Below are 15171 nucleotides of genomic sequence, written 5' to 3' on the forward strand. Positions count from 1 at the left end.
GCACGGTGGGTGGCCCGTCGAGCGCGGAGCGGCCGCGCCGGGTGCGGACGTCGGCGGGGTGCGCGACGTCGGCGGGGTGCGCGACGTCGGCCGGCGGTGGCGTGGGCAGGACTCAGCCCAGTGCGGTGCGCTGGGGTGCGCTGTCGATCGTCACCACCGCGGCGAGGGCGCGGGCCATGGCGCGGGCGGCGTCGGTGAACAGGTGATCGTGGACCCGGCTGCCGATCAATGTGTGCGCCTGCTCGCGGGTCAGCCCGAACCAGTCCATCACGGTGTCCACGCCGTGCGGGGTGAGCCGCCAGAGTTTGTCGGCGTCCTTGACCAGCGAGTCGTTGAGCGAGAGCGCGGTGCGCCGGGAGTCGTGGCCGTCGACGATCTCGACGATCTCCGCCGCCCGTACGGGATCGTGGCCGAGCCGGTGGAGGATCTCCGCGGCGATCGCGGCGCCCTCCTTCTCGTGGTGGAGGACCAGGTCGGGGCGGCCACCGCCGGGGCGGATCGCGTCGAGCACCTCGTCCTCGGGCACCCTCGACCAGCCGGTGTCGTGGAGGATGATCGCGGGCAGCACGACGTCGCGGTCGGCCTCGAGGTGCAGGTCGCACAGCGCGGCGGCGAGGCCGTAGGAGTAGGCGGTGTGGCCGTCGTTGCCGCGCACGTGGAGGTGGTCGACGGCCAGTTGCCATACGGCGTCGTCCTCGGGCCGGAAGCCCGCGGTGCCGGGTACGCCCGCCCGGTCGGGGAGGAAGCCGGTGACGTCCTCGCCGAGCTGGTTGGCGGTCGGTTCCTGGCGGGGCAGTGCCATGGTCATCGCCCTTCCGACCAGCCGGTGTAGGCCTCCGCGAGGTAGGTCGAGCCCGCGGTCGAGCCGGTCACCGCGGCCAGTTCGCCCTCCTGGCGCCGTACGTCGAACGGGGTGGCCTCCGGCAGGGTGTGCAGCATCGTGGTCATCCAGTACGAGAAGTGCTGGGCCTTCCAGACCCTGCCGAGCGCCCGCTCGCTGTAAGTCTCCAGCGGGGCGGTGTCACCGCTCGCGACCGCTCGCTCGAGTTCCTCGGCCAGGACCCGCACATCGGCGAGCGCCAGGTTGAGGCCCTTGGCGCCGGTCGGCGGCACCGTGTGCGCGGCGTCACCGGCGAGCACCAGCCGCCCGTGGTGCATCGGCTCCTGGACGAAGCTGCGGAACGGAAGCACCGTCCTGGAGGTGATCGGCCCCTCCTTGAGCGTGTGCCCGTTGGCCCCGACGCGCGACTGGAGCTCGTCCCATATCCGGTCGTCGGACCAGGCGGCGGCGTCCTCCGCGGGGTCGCACTGGAAGTACATCCGCTGGACGGTCTCGGTGCGCCGGCTGATCAGCGCGAAGCCGCGCGGCGAGTGGTTGTAGATCAGTTCCGGAGCGCTGGGCGGCGCCTGGGCCAGGATGCCGAACCAGGCGAACGGATACTCGCGGAAGTACTGCGTACGCCGGGCCTGTGGCACCTCGCGGCGGCACAGGCTGCGTGACCCGTCGGCGCCCACCAGGAAGTCGGCGCGTATCTCGTGGGCGGTGCCGTCGGCGTCGGTGAACCGCATGGCCGGGGTGTCGGAGGTGAGGCCGTCGACCGACACGTCGGTGACGCCGAACCGGACGTCGCCGCCGTCGCGTTCGCGGGCGTCGGCGAGGTCGATGAAGACGTCCGTCTGGGGGTAGAGCTGGGTCGAGGCGCCGACCAGAGCCTGGAAGTCGATCCGGTGGGCGCCCCCGCCGAAGGCGAGTTGTATCCCGTCGTGGCGGTGGCCGTCGCGGTGCACCCGGTCACAGACGCCGGTGCCGGCCAGCAGGTCGACCGAGTCCTGCTCGAGGATCCCGGCGCGGTGGGTCTCCTCGATCTCGCGACGGCTGCGCAGATCGACCGCGACGGAGTCGATCCCGGCACGGGCGAGCAGATGGGAGAGCATGAGCCCGGCCGGGCCGGCACCGACGATGCCGATCTGCGTACGGCTGTGGACGCGCGAGGATGACATGGCCGTCATTCTGCGTCCGTCCGGGCCGCCGGGCCAGGGCCCTCTTCCGTCCAGTGGAAACGGATCGGCCGTCGCGGGCCCGGCCCACAATGGCCGGCCGAAGAGCGATCCGTGTTTCACACGGTTGATGGAGCAGGGCGGTAAGGAACATGTGGCCACGGGTCGGCGGTATGCGCGCACTGGAACTCGGCACCCCGGGCGGGCTGCGTGACGAGCTGAACTCTCTCGTCCTGGCCGGACGGAAGACCGCCACGACCGGCCTGCTGGCCGAGTACGTCGAGGAGAGCGAGGGACTGGAGTTCGCCGGTGAGCGGCTGGCCCTGCTGGACGACGAGGGCCGTTCCGTCGCCACGATCGAGATCACTGGTGTGGATCTGACGTCCTTCGCGGAGGTCACGTGGGAGCACGCCGCCGCCGAGGGTGAGGGCGACGCCTCCCTCGAGGACTGGCGGGCCGGCCATCGTCGCTTCTGGGAGCGCGAGGGCACACCGGTGAAGGACGGCACTCCCCTCGTGTGCCTGACCTTCCGGGTGGTGCGGGCCGCCTGACGCTCCCGGCGATCCCTCGCCTTCTCCTCCGACACCGCCGCCCCCGCTCACAGCGGGGGCGGCGGTGTCGGGCTGTGGGGCGGCTTTCGCACCCCTGCGGAGCAGGCCTTCGCTTCGGACCGGGGGGAGATCCGGCATCCGTCCGTCCCGGGAAACCAAACCTAGACAGGTGTCAAATTCTTGGCTAGGTTGGCCGGACTTCACCGCTGGAAGGCAGAACCTGCCATAACGCGGCAGGTCCACACCTCAACGACGAGGGGATCGTCTATGGAACTCGACGGCAGGATCGCGGTCGTGACCGGTGCGGCATCGGGCATGGGCCTGGCCGCCGTGAAGGCCCTGGCGGAAGCCGGTGCCACGGTCTACGGAATGGATCTGAGGCAGGAGAATCTCGACCGCGCCTTCGACGGCCTGGAGCGGGTCCGGGGCCATGCCGCGGACGTGTCCGACTCCGCCGCGGTGAACCGGGTCTTCGACCGGGTCCGGGAGGACCACGGCCGGCTGCACATCCTCGTGAACGCCGCCGGTGTCGCCACGCCGAACAAGGAGAAGCAGGCGTGGGTGGACGGGATCAACCACCGGATGACCGAGTCCTTCAAGACCGGTGAGACCTACCACCCGGAGTTCCTGGGCGGCATCTCCGACGAGGACTTCGACCGGGTCGTCGCGATCAACCTCAACGGCACCTTCTACGCGATCCGTGCCGCCGTACCGCTGCTGAAGGAGAGCGGCAGCGGGTCGATCATCAACTTCGCCTCCGTGGCAGGGCTCATCGGTCTGCCGATGCCCGCCTACTACCCGGCGTCCAAGGCCGCGGTCGTGGGCCTCACCAAGGCGGTCGCGGCCGAGCTCGCCCCGTTCGACATCCGGGTCAACGCCCTGGCCCCGGCCGGCATCAGGACCCCCATGCTCACGGCGTCCGGCGACGACCACGTCCAGGCGCTGCTCGCCCTCCAGCCGCTGAAGCGGCTGGCGGAGCCCGACGAGATCGGCCGCACGGTCCTCTTCCTCGCCTCGGACGCGGCAGGGCACTACACCGGCCAGACGCTGGCGCCCTCCGGTGGCGCCCTGATGCTCTGACCCACCTCGCCGACATCCTCAACACACCGGACGGAGAAGATCAGTGCAGCACACCGAGGCCCCTGACCCCACTGTCGCCCTCACCGAGACGCCCGGCGTCGAACGCCGCTTCCTCGAGGTCCTGGACGACACCATCCGCGCGGACATCGCGGACGGTGCCTACCACGGGGCGAACATCATCGTGGCCCGCCACGGCCGGGTCGCCCTGCGCGGCACCTACGGTCTGGCCGACGTCGACACCGGCCGCCCGACCCGGCGCGACGACGTCTACCGCATCCTGTCCATGTCCAAGGGCTTCACCAACGCCCTGGTCCTCCGGGCGCTCAGCGAGGGCAGGCTGATGCTCTCCACGCGCGTCGTCGACCTCATTCCCGAGTTCTTCGGCACCGAGCCGTTCCGTGCGGCGCGCAAGGACCGGATCAACCTCGCCCATCTGCTCACGCACCGGGCCGGCATGCCCGCCACGCCCAACCCGGGCCTCGGCCCGGAGGGCTTCGCCGTGCTCGCCGATGTCATCGAGGCGCTGGCCGACGTCGACGTCGTGCACGAGCCGGGCACGAACCTGAACTACTCGGCGGCCATCAACCACGCGCTCATGGGCGAGATGGCCCGGCGCGCCTACGGTGCCGACTCGTTCCGGGAGCTCGTGCGGGAGAAGGTCTTCGACCCCATCGGCATGGCGCACACCCGGTTCGGGATGCCCGAGAAGTGGCGTGACCTGGGCGTGCCGCTGAAGGTCATCGTCGCCAACGACTCCTGGCTCAAGCCCGAGGACATCGAGTGCCTCAACGACGTCATCGACCGCGAGGACGCCGAGATGCCGTGGGTCGGCGCGGTGTCCACCATCGACGACGTCTTCGCCTTCACCGAGATGCTGCGCACCAAGGGGCGGACCGCTTCCGGCGAGCAGCTCATCGGGGAGTCGGTGCTGGACTTCGCCGTGACCAACCAGACCGGCGACCAGATCAACGACCTGTACGGGATGGTCGCCGCCGCCCGCAAGTGGGACCTCCCGCCGGGGAACATGGGCCTGGGCATGGCCCTCGCCGGCACGGGAACGCACGCGCGTTTCTTCGGCCCGTTCGTCTCCCCGGGAACCTTCGGTTCCTACGGGGCCGGTTCGTCCCTGCTGTGGGTGGACCCCGTCTCGGGCATGTCCTTCTGTTTCCTCTCCTCCGGGGTGATGGACGAGGGCGACAACGTCGCCCGGTTCCAGAGGCTCTCGTCGATCGCCGCCTCCGCGGCAACCAGCGTCTGACCAGCGAAAGGAGCAGGCCATGACGTCACTGCAGGAAGAGGCCCGCCCCGTGGGCCGCTGCCCCGTCGCCCACGGTTTCGACGCGATGGGCGACGACTACTACCGGGACCCGGCCGGTCACCTGGCCACGGTCCGGGACACCTCGCCGGTGTTCTGGTACCCGCACCTCAACGCGTGGATCGTGACGCGGCGGGACGACTGCCTGACCGTTCTCTCGGACTGGCGGACCTACTCGTCGGCGGCCAACTCGGCCGCGGACGTGCCGGAGAAGCACCACGGGCTCTACCCGCCGGACCTCGTGTCGAAGATGATCGTGGGACAGGACCCGCCCGGCCACACCGAGACGCGTTCTGTGGCCCAGCGGGGCTTCGTCAAGGAGCGGATGGACCGGCTGCAGCCGGAGATCGAGGCCAGGGCGCACCGCATCATCGACCGGTTCGAGGACCGGGGTTCGGCGAATCTGCTCGAGGAGTACTCGCTGGAGCTGACGACCCAGACGATCATGGCGCTGCTGGGACTCGGCTACGAGCACGAGGCGATGCTGCGGCAGTTGCGCGACGACCTGTTCGCCGTGCTGTCGTCCGCGCACGAGCCGCTGCCCGAGCCGGGGCGCAGTGAGGTGTGGGACCGCTTCGTCGAGGCCAACCTGACGCTGCGTGCCATCGTGGACGAACGGCGCGACTCCGACGCCGACGACATCATCTCCGTGATGGCGTCGGCCAGGGCGAAGGACGGCTCGTACGCGCTGCCCACCCCTCAGATCGCCCTGCATGTCTCCGAGTTCGCCGCGGCCGGCACGGACACCACCGCCCAGGCGATGACCAACGCGGTGATCTTCCTGTCCCAGAACCCCCAGGCGTTGCAGGACGCACTCGCCGAACCGGAGCTGTGGCCCCGGGTCTTCGAGGAGACGGTGCGGCGCCGCCCGTCCTCGACGTTCACCTCCCGCCGGGTGACGCGCGACGTGGAACTGTCGGGCGTGAAGATCTCGGCCGGTGACATGGTGTGGGTCGCGCTGGCCTCGGCCAACACCGACCCCCGGCACGTCGACCGGCCCTTCGAGTTCGACATCCACCGCCCCGACCCCGAGGATCACCTGGCCTTCACCGCCGGACGGCACACCTGCCTGGGCAATCCGCTCGCCCGGGTCCAGGGGGCGACGGGGCTGCGGGTGCTCTTCGAACGGCTGCCGTCGCTGCGTCCCGACGACACCGACGAGCTGGACTTCCTGCGCATGGCCCTGCTCCCGGTGCGCCGTTCGCTGCACGTGCACTGGGACGTCGCGGACGTCGAGCGGTCGAGGACGCGCACGGTGCGCACGCTCGACCTGGAGGTGACGGAGCGCACCGAGGCGTCCGACGGCGTCGTCGCCCTGGCCCTGAGCCACCCGGACGGCGGGGACCTGCCGCCGTGGAAGGCCGGCGCCCACATCGACGTCCATGTGCCCCGGAGGGACAGTGGGGACGACGGGGAGGACGGGCCGTGGGTGCGCCAGTACTCGCTGGCCTCCGACCCCGAGGACCGCACCACGTACCGCATCGGTGTGCTGCGGGAGGAGGCCGGCCGGGGCGGGTCGGCGGCGGTGCACGAGGCGCTGACCGCCGGGTCCCGGGTCACCGTGTCCTGGCCGCGCAACAACTTCCGGCTCCTGCCCTCGCCCCGCTACCTCTTCGTCGCCGGGGGCATCGGCATCACCCCGGTCCTGCCCATGATCAGGGAGGCCCAGCGTGCCGGGGCCGAGTGGGACCTCGTCTACGGCGGGCGCACCCGCACGTCGATGGCCTTCTGCGACGAGCTGGCCGCCCACGGCGACCGGGTCACGCTGGTCCCGCAGGACCGGGACGGCCTGATCGACCTGGCCGGTCTGCTCGGTGAGGTGCGTGACGACACGCTCGTCTACGCGTGCGGGCCCGAGCCCCTGCTGCGCGCCGTCGAGGAAAACACCGCCCATTGGCCGAAGAACTCCCTGCGCATGGAGCGGTTCGCTCCCAAGCCCGTGGAACGCACCGTTCCCGACACACCGTTCCAGGTGGAGTTCGCCGAGTCGGGGACGGTCGTCGAGGTCGGCGCGGACGAGACGATCCTGGAGGCCGCGGAGAAGGCCGGGCTGCCGGTGGTGTCCTCGTGCAAGACCGGGACGTGCGGCACCTGCGAGACGCGCATCGTCTCCGGCCGCGCCGACCACCGGGACTCGATCCTCACCGCGTCGGAGCAGGAGACCAACGAGACCATGCTGATCTGCGTGTCCCGGGCCGAGGCCGGGTGCCCGCGGCTGGTGCTCGGCGGCTGACGCCGGCGCCGCCGCCCGCTCCTCCCACCACTCGGCGGGGAACCCGTGCCCCGGGTTCCCCGCCGAGTGGCGTCGGCCGCCCCGGCCCACTCCGGTCGCCCCGGCCCGGTCGGTCGTCTCAGTCGTCGAACAGCTGGGCCCATTGCCGGGCCAGCGAGGTGAGGATCAGTTCCTCCCGCTCCTTGTGGCCGCGGATGTACAGGAAGTAGAAGTTGCGCTCCAGGCTCATCATGAGCGTGGCCATGTGCACTTCGCGTTCCGTCCGCTCGTCCTCCGTCGCACCGTCGAGGTGGAGCGCGGCGTGGGCCGACGAGACGCGCCGGATCAGGCCCAGCCACTCCTCGAGCACGTCCTGGTCGATGGCCATGGCCTGGCTGACGGCCTCGAACTCCGTGGCGTAGCGCAGCCACATCCCGCGGGCGGTCCCCAGCCACTCCCGCAGGGCCCCGGGGGTGTGCTCCGGCATCCCGTCCAGCACTTCGTAGAGCTCGGCGACCTCGGCCTCGATCTCGGTCATGCGGGCCCTGATGATCTGGGACTTGCTGTTGAAGTACAGGTACAGGTTGGCCCGGCTGCTGCCGGCCGCGGCCGCGATCTGGGCCATGGACGTGTTCTCGTAGCCCCGTTCCTTGAAGAGACGCAGAGCCTCGTCGACGAAACGCTGACGCGTGGCGATGCTCTTGGCCGTGCGGTTGGCTGCCATGCGGAGTACCTGGCTCACAGGGAGAAGCTGACGGATCGACGACACCCGGGGGTGGCCGGGAACAGCGCCCGGTTCGTCCCGTCGGGAGGCGGGGCGGTGCGGCACTGCCGGTGAAGTGTAGCCATTCGGGTGAACCGCGAGGTGGGGGGCACTCCACGGTGCTACGCCGGTCGGGTGCAGTGGGCACCTGATCGCGGCGGCCCCGACCGGTCGCACCGTACAGAGGACCAGGGAACGGCGTGCCGCCCGTCGGCAGACGAGGATGCCCCAACTCATTCCCCGTCAGGGGTATTTGAAACTGCCCAGTCCGCCGCCGCCCGGGGCGGCGTCCGGGCTGGTCCGCGTCCCGGCCACAGCCTCCCCTTCACCCGAACGGCACAACGAAACAGTACTCGGAGCGCTGAAACGTAAGCGGAGAGCAATGCTTCGAATGCGGGGGGCAATTCACCGGAAGGAACCACATGGACCACATACTGCGCGGGCCGGTGACGACTGCGCTCGTCCTGGCCCTCGGCGTATCGCTGTCCGGCGCCGCTGTCACGGGCGGAGATCCCTCCGCCAACGGGAACACGGACGCCCCGCCCTCGTCGGGCACGTTCACCAAGCGGGTCGTGGCCACCGGGCTGAACGACCCCTACGAGATCGTGCGGGCTCCCGACGACTCTCTGTGGGCCACCGAGAAGAGCGGCAAGAAGGTCACCAGGGTCGACCCGAAGTCCGGCGCCAAGACCACACTCCTCAGCCTGCCGAAGGCCGTCCACAGCGAGGGCGGGCAGGACGGCGTGCTCGGCCTCGCCCTGGAGGAGCACGAGTCCGGCGCGCTGTACGCGTACGTCGCCTACAGCTACGACATCGACCCGACCCCGGCCGTCCAGGCCCGCACGAAGATCGAGCGCTACACCTACGACGCCGGCAAACAGCGGCTGCACAGCCCGAAGGCCGTCATCGCCGGCATGCCGTCCGGCAACGACCACCAGTCGGCGCGGCTGCGCCTGGGCCCGGACGGCAAGCTGTACTACACCATCGGCGACCAGGGCGTGAACCAGTTCGGCAACACCTGCAGGCCCAGCTACGCCATGCGGCTGCCCACCGCCCACGAGGTCGAGGGCCTGGACTGGATCGCCTACCAGGGCAAGACCCTGCGGCTGAACACCGACGGCTCCATCCCCTCGGACAACCCGGTCCTCGACGGCGTGCGCAGCCACGTCTACACCTACGGGCACCGCAACGCCCAGGGCCTGGCCTTCGGCCCCGACGGCACGCTCTACTCGAACGAGCAGGGCCCGAAGACCGACGACGAGATCAACATCCTGCAGAAGGGCGGCAACTACGGCTGGCCGAACGTCGCGGGCTACCGCGACGACAAGGCCTACGTCTACGCCAACTGGTCCGCCTCCTGGCCGACCCCCTGCGACGAGCTGACCTTCAGCAACTTCAAGATCCCCGAAACGGTCCCGGTGCTGCAGGAGACCGACTTCACCGAGCCCTTCGTGCGGCCGATCCACACCTTCGGCACCGTGAACTCGGACTTCAACTTCCAGAACCCCAAGTGCGCCCAGGGCGAGATGTGGTCGGTGTGCTGGCCCACCATCGCGCCCTCCAGCTTCGAGCACTACGGGACATCCAGGAAGTCCGCCGGGTCCATCGGAGAGGGCCTCCCCGGCTGGGACGACTCCCTGGTGATGACCACTCTCAAGGACGGCACCGTCTACCGCGTCGACCTCACGCCGGACGGCCGGGACGTCAGCAAGGTCACCAAGCTCATCACGGAGGAGAACCGCTTCCGTGACACGGAGTTCAGCGCCGACGGCAGGTCCCTCTTCGTCGCGACCGACTCCGCGGGCCCCGTCCGTGACATCCGGGGCGCCCCGTCGACCGAACCCCTGGCGAACCCGGGCGCGATCATCGAATACCGCTGGGAGCGCTGACCCGCCGCGCTCCGATCCCGCTCCAGCACGCCGAGGAGCACACGCAGTCGTCCTCGCCCCGCCCGGCCGGTGCCTCGCACAGGTCCGGCATCCCGGGGCGAGGGCCTCTGCCGTACCCGTACGGGCCGGGCCAGTCGCGCCAGGACTGCCGGCTCTCACCCCTTACGCCTCGGCGCCGTACGTCCCGTACCCGGGTTGTCCCGTCGTTTCGTAGGTGTGGACCGCCAGGCCGCGCGGTGTCGTCTCGTGACGGACCAGCCGGAGCCCGGTCGGGGTGACGCCGGCCGGGAAGAGGCGGCGGCCGGTTCCTACGAGCACGGGGGCGATCACCAGGCGCAGTTCGTCGATCAGGCCGGCGGCCAGCAGGGACTGGGACAGCCTGGCGCTGCCGTGGAGCTGCAACTCATGGCCGGGCCGCCGCTTCAGGTCGGCGATCTGGGCGGGGATGTCGCCGGAGAGGATCATGCTCGGGTTCCATTCGGCCTCGGTCAGGGTGTGGGAGGCCACGTACTTCGGCAGGCCGTTCATGAGGGGGCCGAAGGGCGGTTCGGTCATCTTCGGCCAGTCCCGCGCGAAGTTCACGTACGTACGGCGACCCAGCAGCAGGGCGTCCGCCTGGCCGAGCCAGGTGGCGGCCAGCTGTTCGAAGGCCTCGTCCAGGTACGGTACGAACCAGCCGCCCCGGGTGAATCCGTCGCTGGTGTCCTCGTCCGGGGACCCCGGGCCCTGGTAGACGCCGTCCAGCGTCAGGAACTGCGTCAGCGTCAGCTTCATCGCGCGCCACTCCTCTCCTCGACGGGGACGGCGCCCTGTCCGTGCCGTCCCTCACCGTCCCTCTCCTTCTTGGACGGTGAGGCGCGCGAGAACTCATCGGTCCGGGAGCCTCCGGCGACGTGTGCGCGGTTCGTGTGTAACGTGCACCGAAATCGCGAGTGATGCATGAACATCGCGATACGCCCCCTGTCATTTGCCGGAGCGGTGCTGCAAAGCAACGCCCCTACAAATCAGTACATCGCTCTTCATAACATCGCACTTCTGAGGGTCCATCCGGCGCCGCCCGACGCCCGCGCCGACGTCGGGAGCAGCCGCTCTCCCCTCCCAACGGCTTTAGGATCAATGACAGGCCGCCCCCCTCGTGCCGATGTCCTGTTCCCCGGGCTCTTGGCAGCCGCGAACGCGGTGTGCCGTACGGGCCAGGCGGAAACATGCGTGAAGAAAGGTGAACACCATGGTCCTCGGACTGCTGCGACGCCTGCGCCCGCACGGTGCCTCCGGCGCCGCGTCGGGCCTCTTGGTCCCCCTGCCGGCCGGGGCGGGGGCGTTCGGCTGCGAGGCCGTCGATGCCCTGGGGCAGCCGCTGGGAGCGGCCGAGGTCACGGTGACCGCGCTGGACAGCCACCGCGTCGCGGCCCGCGGCACCACCGACCCGTACGGCTACTTCATGGCGACCCTGCCCCCGGACAGGTACAGCGTGATGCTGACAGCGGAGGGCCTGTCGCCCGTCCGCGAGACCGTCGACATACCCGCCGGGATGGCTCTCGCTCCCCTCCGCATCGTGCTGGAACCCGGGCGTCAGCTGGAGCTGCCGCCCCCCGGCACCTGGTTGTTCGACCCTCCGCACACCGCGATCCGGTTCATCGCCAAGCACGTGGGCATGGCTCATGTCCACGGCCGCTTCACCCGGTTCAAGGGCGGCATCCGGGTCGCGGAGAACATGGGCGACTCCCAGGTCTCGGTGCGCATCGACGCCTCCAGCATCACCACGGGCAACCAGACCCGCGACAACCACCTGCGGTCCGGCGACTTCCTCGATGTCGAGAACTACCCGTACATCGACTTCGCGAGCACTCGGTTCTCCTACCGCGGCGGCTCCAAGTGGACCGTGCACGGCACCCTCACGATGCACGGCACCAGTCGCTCGGTGGGCCTGGACACCGAGTATCTCGGCACCGTGAACGGCGGCTACGAGCAGGAGCTGCGCTGCGCCGCCCTCGCGAAGGCCGAACTGCATCGCGAGGACTTCACCCTCAACTGGCGTTCCATGCTCGCCCGCGGCATCGCCGTCGTCGGGCCCACGGTCCAGCTGGCGCTCGACGTACAGGCCATGTACCGGACCCACGACACACCGACCCCGCCCAACTAGCGGACGGACCGGCGGGGCAGGCATCCCACCCCGCCGTCAGCGGCCGGTCAGCGCAGCGGGTCGAACGGCGCGAGCTGCGCGGGACGTTCGCCGGTGACGACCGTCTCGGCGAGCAGCAGTCCGGTGGCCGGGCCGAGGGTGATGCCCCACATGCCGTGGCCGCCCGCGGCGAAGACCCGGGGCGAGCGGGTGCGGCCGATCAGGGGAAGTCCGTCGGTCGTGCACGGGCGCGAGCCGACCCACTCGTCCTTACGGGCGTCCAGATCGGCCCCGCGCAGCAGCGGGCGGGCCGCCTCGGCGATGGCGTTGATCCGGCGGGCGTCCAAGGGCGCTTCCGGCTTGCGGAACTCCATCATTCCGGCGACGCGCAGCCGGTCGCCGAGCGGAGTGCAGGCGACGCGCTGTCCGGGGAAGTAGACCGGTCCGGACGGCACGTGCTCGACCGGGACGCTGAAGCTGTATCCCCGGCCGGCCTGCACGAGGGAGCGGACGCCGAACTTCCTGGCGTGCCGGCCGAGCCAGGCTCCGGTGGCCAGGACCACCGCGTCGAAGCGCCGGCTCTGGCCGTCACCGGTCAGGACGGTGACACCGCTGGCCGCGTCCCGTACATCGGTGACCTCCGTGCTCTCCCGGATCTCCCCGCCCCGGGCACGGACCGCGTCGGCCAGGGAGTGCACGAAGTGTCCCGGGTCGATGTAGCGCTGACCGTGCAGCCGGATCGCCGCGCCGATCTCGTCCGAGAGGGACGGCTCGATCCCCCGGGCCTCATCTCCGTCGAGGACGTCGAACTCCATGCTCTGGCCCGCGGCGTGGATCTGTTCGAGTTCCTCCAGCAGAACCCGGCGCTCCCCGGCCGTGCGGTAGGCCGCGAGGAAGGACTTGGCGTCGAGGGTGCGTGCTTCGACGCCTCCCTCGGCCAGCAGGTCGAAGGAGGCCAGCGACAGGCCGTTGATGGGGACGAGCGCGCGCATCGCGCGCAGCCACCGTGCCGCGGTGCTGTTCCGGGCGAATCCTGCCAGGAACCTGAGCAGGGCGGGGTTCGCGCTGGGTGGGACGTAGACCGGGGAGGACGGACTGAGCACCGCCCGCAGGCCGTAGCCGAGGACCGCGGGCTCGGGCAGCGGTGTCGCCAGTCCGGGGGTGAGCCACCCGGCGTTGCCCCAGGACGACCCGGCGGCCACTCCCGCACGGTCGTACACGGTGACGTCGATTCCCCGCTCCTGCAGGAACCAGGCAGTGGACAGTCCGACCATGCCGGCGCCGACGACGGCGACGGAGCGGGGGCCGGAGTGTGCGGGCGAGGAAGGGCGGGACATGCGAAACCTCTTCTCCAAGGCGGTGATGTCTTCGATGGTGGGCCCGGTCCGCCCGGTTGTCTTTGTGCTGTGCGGCCAATGACAACCGGATCGATGGTGCGCCGCGCACTGTGCACCGGAGTCACAATGGGGGCATGACCCTGCGCATGAGCTGTTCCTCTCCCCCTGCGGAGTGCCCGTGATGATCACGGTCACCGATCTCGTGGACTCCCTGGGCGCCGGGTTCCTCCGCACGGTCGTGGCGGCCGGGAACGCCGAGGTGCACGACGTCGCCCTGGCCGAGCCCGGCGACGCCGGGGGGCAGCCGGGGGAACTCGTCCTGGGGGTGGGCGTGACCGACCGGGCGGAGGCCCTTGCTCTGCTGGAGCGGGCCGCACGGGCGGCGGCCGGGGGCGTCGTCCTCAAGAGCCCCTTCGCCGGCGATCCCCAGGTGGCCCGCGCCACCCGCGAACTGGCGGGCCCCGCCCTGGTCGAACTGCAGCCGCACACCTCATGGGCGCATGTCGTCTGGCTGCTGCGAGGTGTCATCGACCGGGCCGCCGCGCCCGACACCAGTCGCCTCGGTACGCCCGGACCGCACGTCGACCTGTTCGCGCTGGCCGACGCGGCGGCCGAGATCATCGACGCGCCCGTGACGGTGGAGGACGCTCAGTCCCGGGTGCTCGCGTACTCCGCGCGCCAGGACACCACTGATCCGGCGAGGGTCTCCACCATCGTGGGACGGCGCGTCCCGCCGGAGACCCTCACCCATTTCCGGGCCGGCGGCGTCTTCCGCAGGCTCGCCCGTTCCAGCGACCCCATCTGGACCCCGGCGGGCCCCGACGGCACGCTGCCCCGGCTGATCATCCCGGTGCGGGCCGGCGGCGAGTGGCTCGGCTCGATCTGGGCGGTGGTCGGCCCTCCGGTCCCGGAGGAGCGCATCCGGGAGCTCCGCGACGTGGCCTCGGTCCTCGCCCTGCATCTGCTGCGGCTGCGCGCCGAGGCGGGTATCGCACGGCGGGTGTCGACCGGCCGACTGCGGGTGACCCTGCGCGAGGGAGCCGCGCCAGGTCCGGGCGCGCTTCCCGGACCCGGCGCGGCTCCCTCACTGCCGGCGGGTCCCTGGCGGGTAGTGGCCTTCGGGTCGCCCTACGAGGCCGGCGACGTACGCAGGCAGCTGGATCTATGGGAGTCCGTCGTGCGCCGCTTCGGCTGGCACGAGCCCTTGCTGACCGACCTCGACGGGCTGCTGTTCGGCCTGGTCACCGAGCGGCCGCGCGGCAGACGGCCGGTCACGGCCGGCGGTATGGCCGACGCCGGTGCGGGCACCCTCGGCTGGCTGCGCCATGTGCTCGGTGAGGTCCACGCGCGCGATGCGGGCCTGTACGCCGTCGCGGGGTGCCCTGCCCACTCCCCCGACCGGTTGCCCCGTTCCACCGCGGAGGCCGGGGAGCTCCACCGGCTGGTCGCCGCGGGCCTGCTCCCGCTCCACGGCACGACGGGGCTCCTCCTGATGGAGGACGCCTGGGACGCCGTGGTCGTGGAGCGTGCCACGGCGGCCATCGGGATCGACACGGGCCTGCTCGGCGGCCCGCTCGCCGTGCTGCGCGCGCACGACGAGGAGCACGGCACGCCCTACCGCGCGACGCTCGCGGCCTGGCTGGACCACTTCGGTGACCCGCAGAGCGCCGCGCGGCGGCTGCGGATCCACCCCAACACGCTGCGGTACCGGCTGCGCAAGCTCGACGAGGTGGCTCCGGTGGATCTGTCCTCTCCCCGCGTGCGGCTCGCTCTGCGGCTGCAGCTCACGGCGATGGGCACGTCGTCGACCCAGGGCGAGACGCCCGGTCCTCCCTCGCCGCCGCCCCGTCCGTGACCGCTCGCGGCCTTGTCCGGCCGACCGTTGAAAGTGCATTCATCAAAAA

The 15171-nt window shown here is 71.0% G+C and carries 12 protein-coding genes; 7 read left to right on the forward strand and 5 right to left on the reverse strand.

Annotated elements, in window-relative coordinates; all coding sequences use genetic code 11:
- Positions 1–112: 112 nt before the first annotated feature.
- Together ACFPZI_RS09190 and ACFPZI_RS09195 are read right to left on the reverse strand one after the other, a co-directional pair.
- Positions 113–802: an HD domain-containing protein gene (locus ACFPZI_RS09190; protein ID WP_381360686.1), complete on the reverse strand. Its 690-nt coding sequence runs from the start codon at positions 800–802 to the stop codon at positions 113–115.
- A gap of 2 nt (positions 803–804) precedes the next feature.
- Entirely contained in the window at positions 805–2001 is a 1197-nt protein-coding gene (locus tag ACFPZI_RS09195) for a 4-hydroxybenzoate 3-monooxygenase (protein WP_381360688.1), read from the reverse strand.
- Between the two features lie 170 nt (positions 2002–2171).
- On the opposite strand from ACFPZI_RS09195, the gene ACFPZI_RS09200 reads away from it, so the two are divergent.
- The 4 genes from ACFPZI_RS09200 (at position 2172) to ACFPZI_RS09215 (ending at position 7177) form a co-directional block, all read left to right on the forward strand.
- On the forward strand, positions 2172–2549 hold the full coding sequence (locus ACFPZI_RS09200; RefSeq protein WP_381360691.1) for an ASCH domain-containing protein: 378 nt from the start codon (positions 2172–2174) through the stop codon (positions 2547–2549).
- 267 nt (positions 2550–2816) lie between these two features.
- Positions 2817–3629 (forward strand): SDR family NAD(P)-dependent oxidoreductase, encoded by an 813-nt coding sequence (locus ACFPZI_RS09205; RefSeq protein WP_381360694.1) that lies wholly within the window; start codon positions 2817–2819, stop codon positions 3627–3629.
- A gap of 43 nt (positions 3630–3672) precedes the next feature.
- Entirely contained in the window at positions 3673–4887 is a 1215-nt protein-coding gene (locus ACFPZI_RS09210; RefSeq protein ID WP_381360697.1) for a serine hydrolase domain-containing protein, read from the forward strand.
- A 19-nt stretch (positions 4888–4906) separates the two neighbouring features.
- Positions 4907–7177: a cytochrome P450 gene (locus ACFPZI_RS09215; protein WP_381360700.1), complete on the forward strand. Its 2271-nt coding sequence runs from the start codon at positions 4907–4909 to the stop codon at positions 7175–7177.
- A 118-nt stretch (positions 7178–7295) separates the two neighbouring features.
- Here the strand turns inward: ACFPZI_RS09215 and ACFPZI_RS09220 are convergent, their stop codons facing one another.
- Complete coding sequence (locus ACFPZI_RS09220; protein WP_381360703.1) at positions 7296–7880, reverse strand: TetR/AcrR family transcriptional regulator; 585 nt, start codon at positions 7878–7880, stop codon at positions 7296–7298.
- Positions 7881–8341: 461 nt separating this feature from the next.
- Between ACFPZI_RS09220 and ACFPZI_RS09225 the strand changes: the two genes are divergently transcribed.
- A complete protein-coding gene (locus ACFPZI_RS09225) occupies positions 8342–9808 on the forward strand; it encodes a glucose/sorbosone family PQQ-dependent dehydrogenase (RefSeq protein WP_381360704.1) in 1467 nt (488 codons plus the stop codon).
- 162 nt (positions 9809–9970) lie between these two features.
- On the opposite strand, the gene ACFPZI_RS09230 is transcribed toward ACFPZI_RS09225, so the two are convergent.
- Positions 9971–10582, reverse strand: coding sequence for a dihydrofolate reductase family protein (locus tag ACFPZI_RS09230; RefSeq protein ID WP_381360707.1), 612 nt, complete (start codon positions 10580–10582; stop codon positions 9971–9973).
- Positions 10583–11036: 454 nt separating this feature from the next.
- Here ACFPZI_RS09230 and ACFPZI_RS09235 point away from each other — a divergent pair, with 454 nt between their 5' ends.
- Positions 11037–11951, forward strand: a complete 915-nt coding sequence (locus ACFPZI_RS09235) for a YceI family protein (protein WP_381360709.1) — start codon at positions 11037–11039, stop codon at positions 11949–11951.
- A 47-nt stretch (positions 11952–11998) separates the two neighbouring features.
- Here the strand turns inward: ACFPZI_RS09235 and ACFPZI_RS09240 are convergent, their stop codons facing one another.
- On the reverse strand, positions 11999–13267 hold the full coding sequence (locus ACFPZI_RS09240) for an NAD(P)/FAD-dependent oxidoreductase (RefSeq protein WP_381360712.1): 1269 nt from the start codon (positions 13265–13267) through the stop codon (positions 11999–12001).
- A gap of 181 nt (positions 13268–13448) precedes the next feature.
- On the opposite strand from ACFPZI_RS09240, the gene ACFPZI_RS09245 reads away from it, so the two are divergent.
- Positions 13449–15122 (forward strand): PucR family transcriptional regulator, encoded by a 1674-nt coding sequence (locus ACFPZI_RS09245; protein WP_381360714.1) that lies wholly within the window; start codon positions 13449–13451, stop codon positions 15120–15122.
- Positions 15123–15171: the final 49 nt, after the last annotated feature.

The organism is Streptomyces chlorus (assembly GCF_042655885.1).
In the GTDB taxonomy this organism is placed as follows: Bacteria; Actinomycetota; Actinomycetes; order Streptomycetales; family Streptomycetaceae; genus Streptomyces; species Streptomyces chlorus.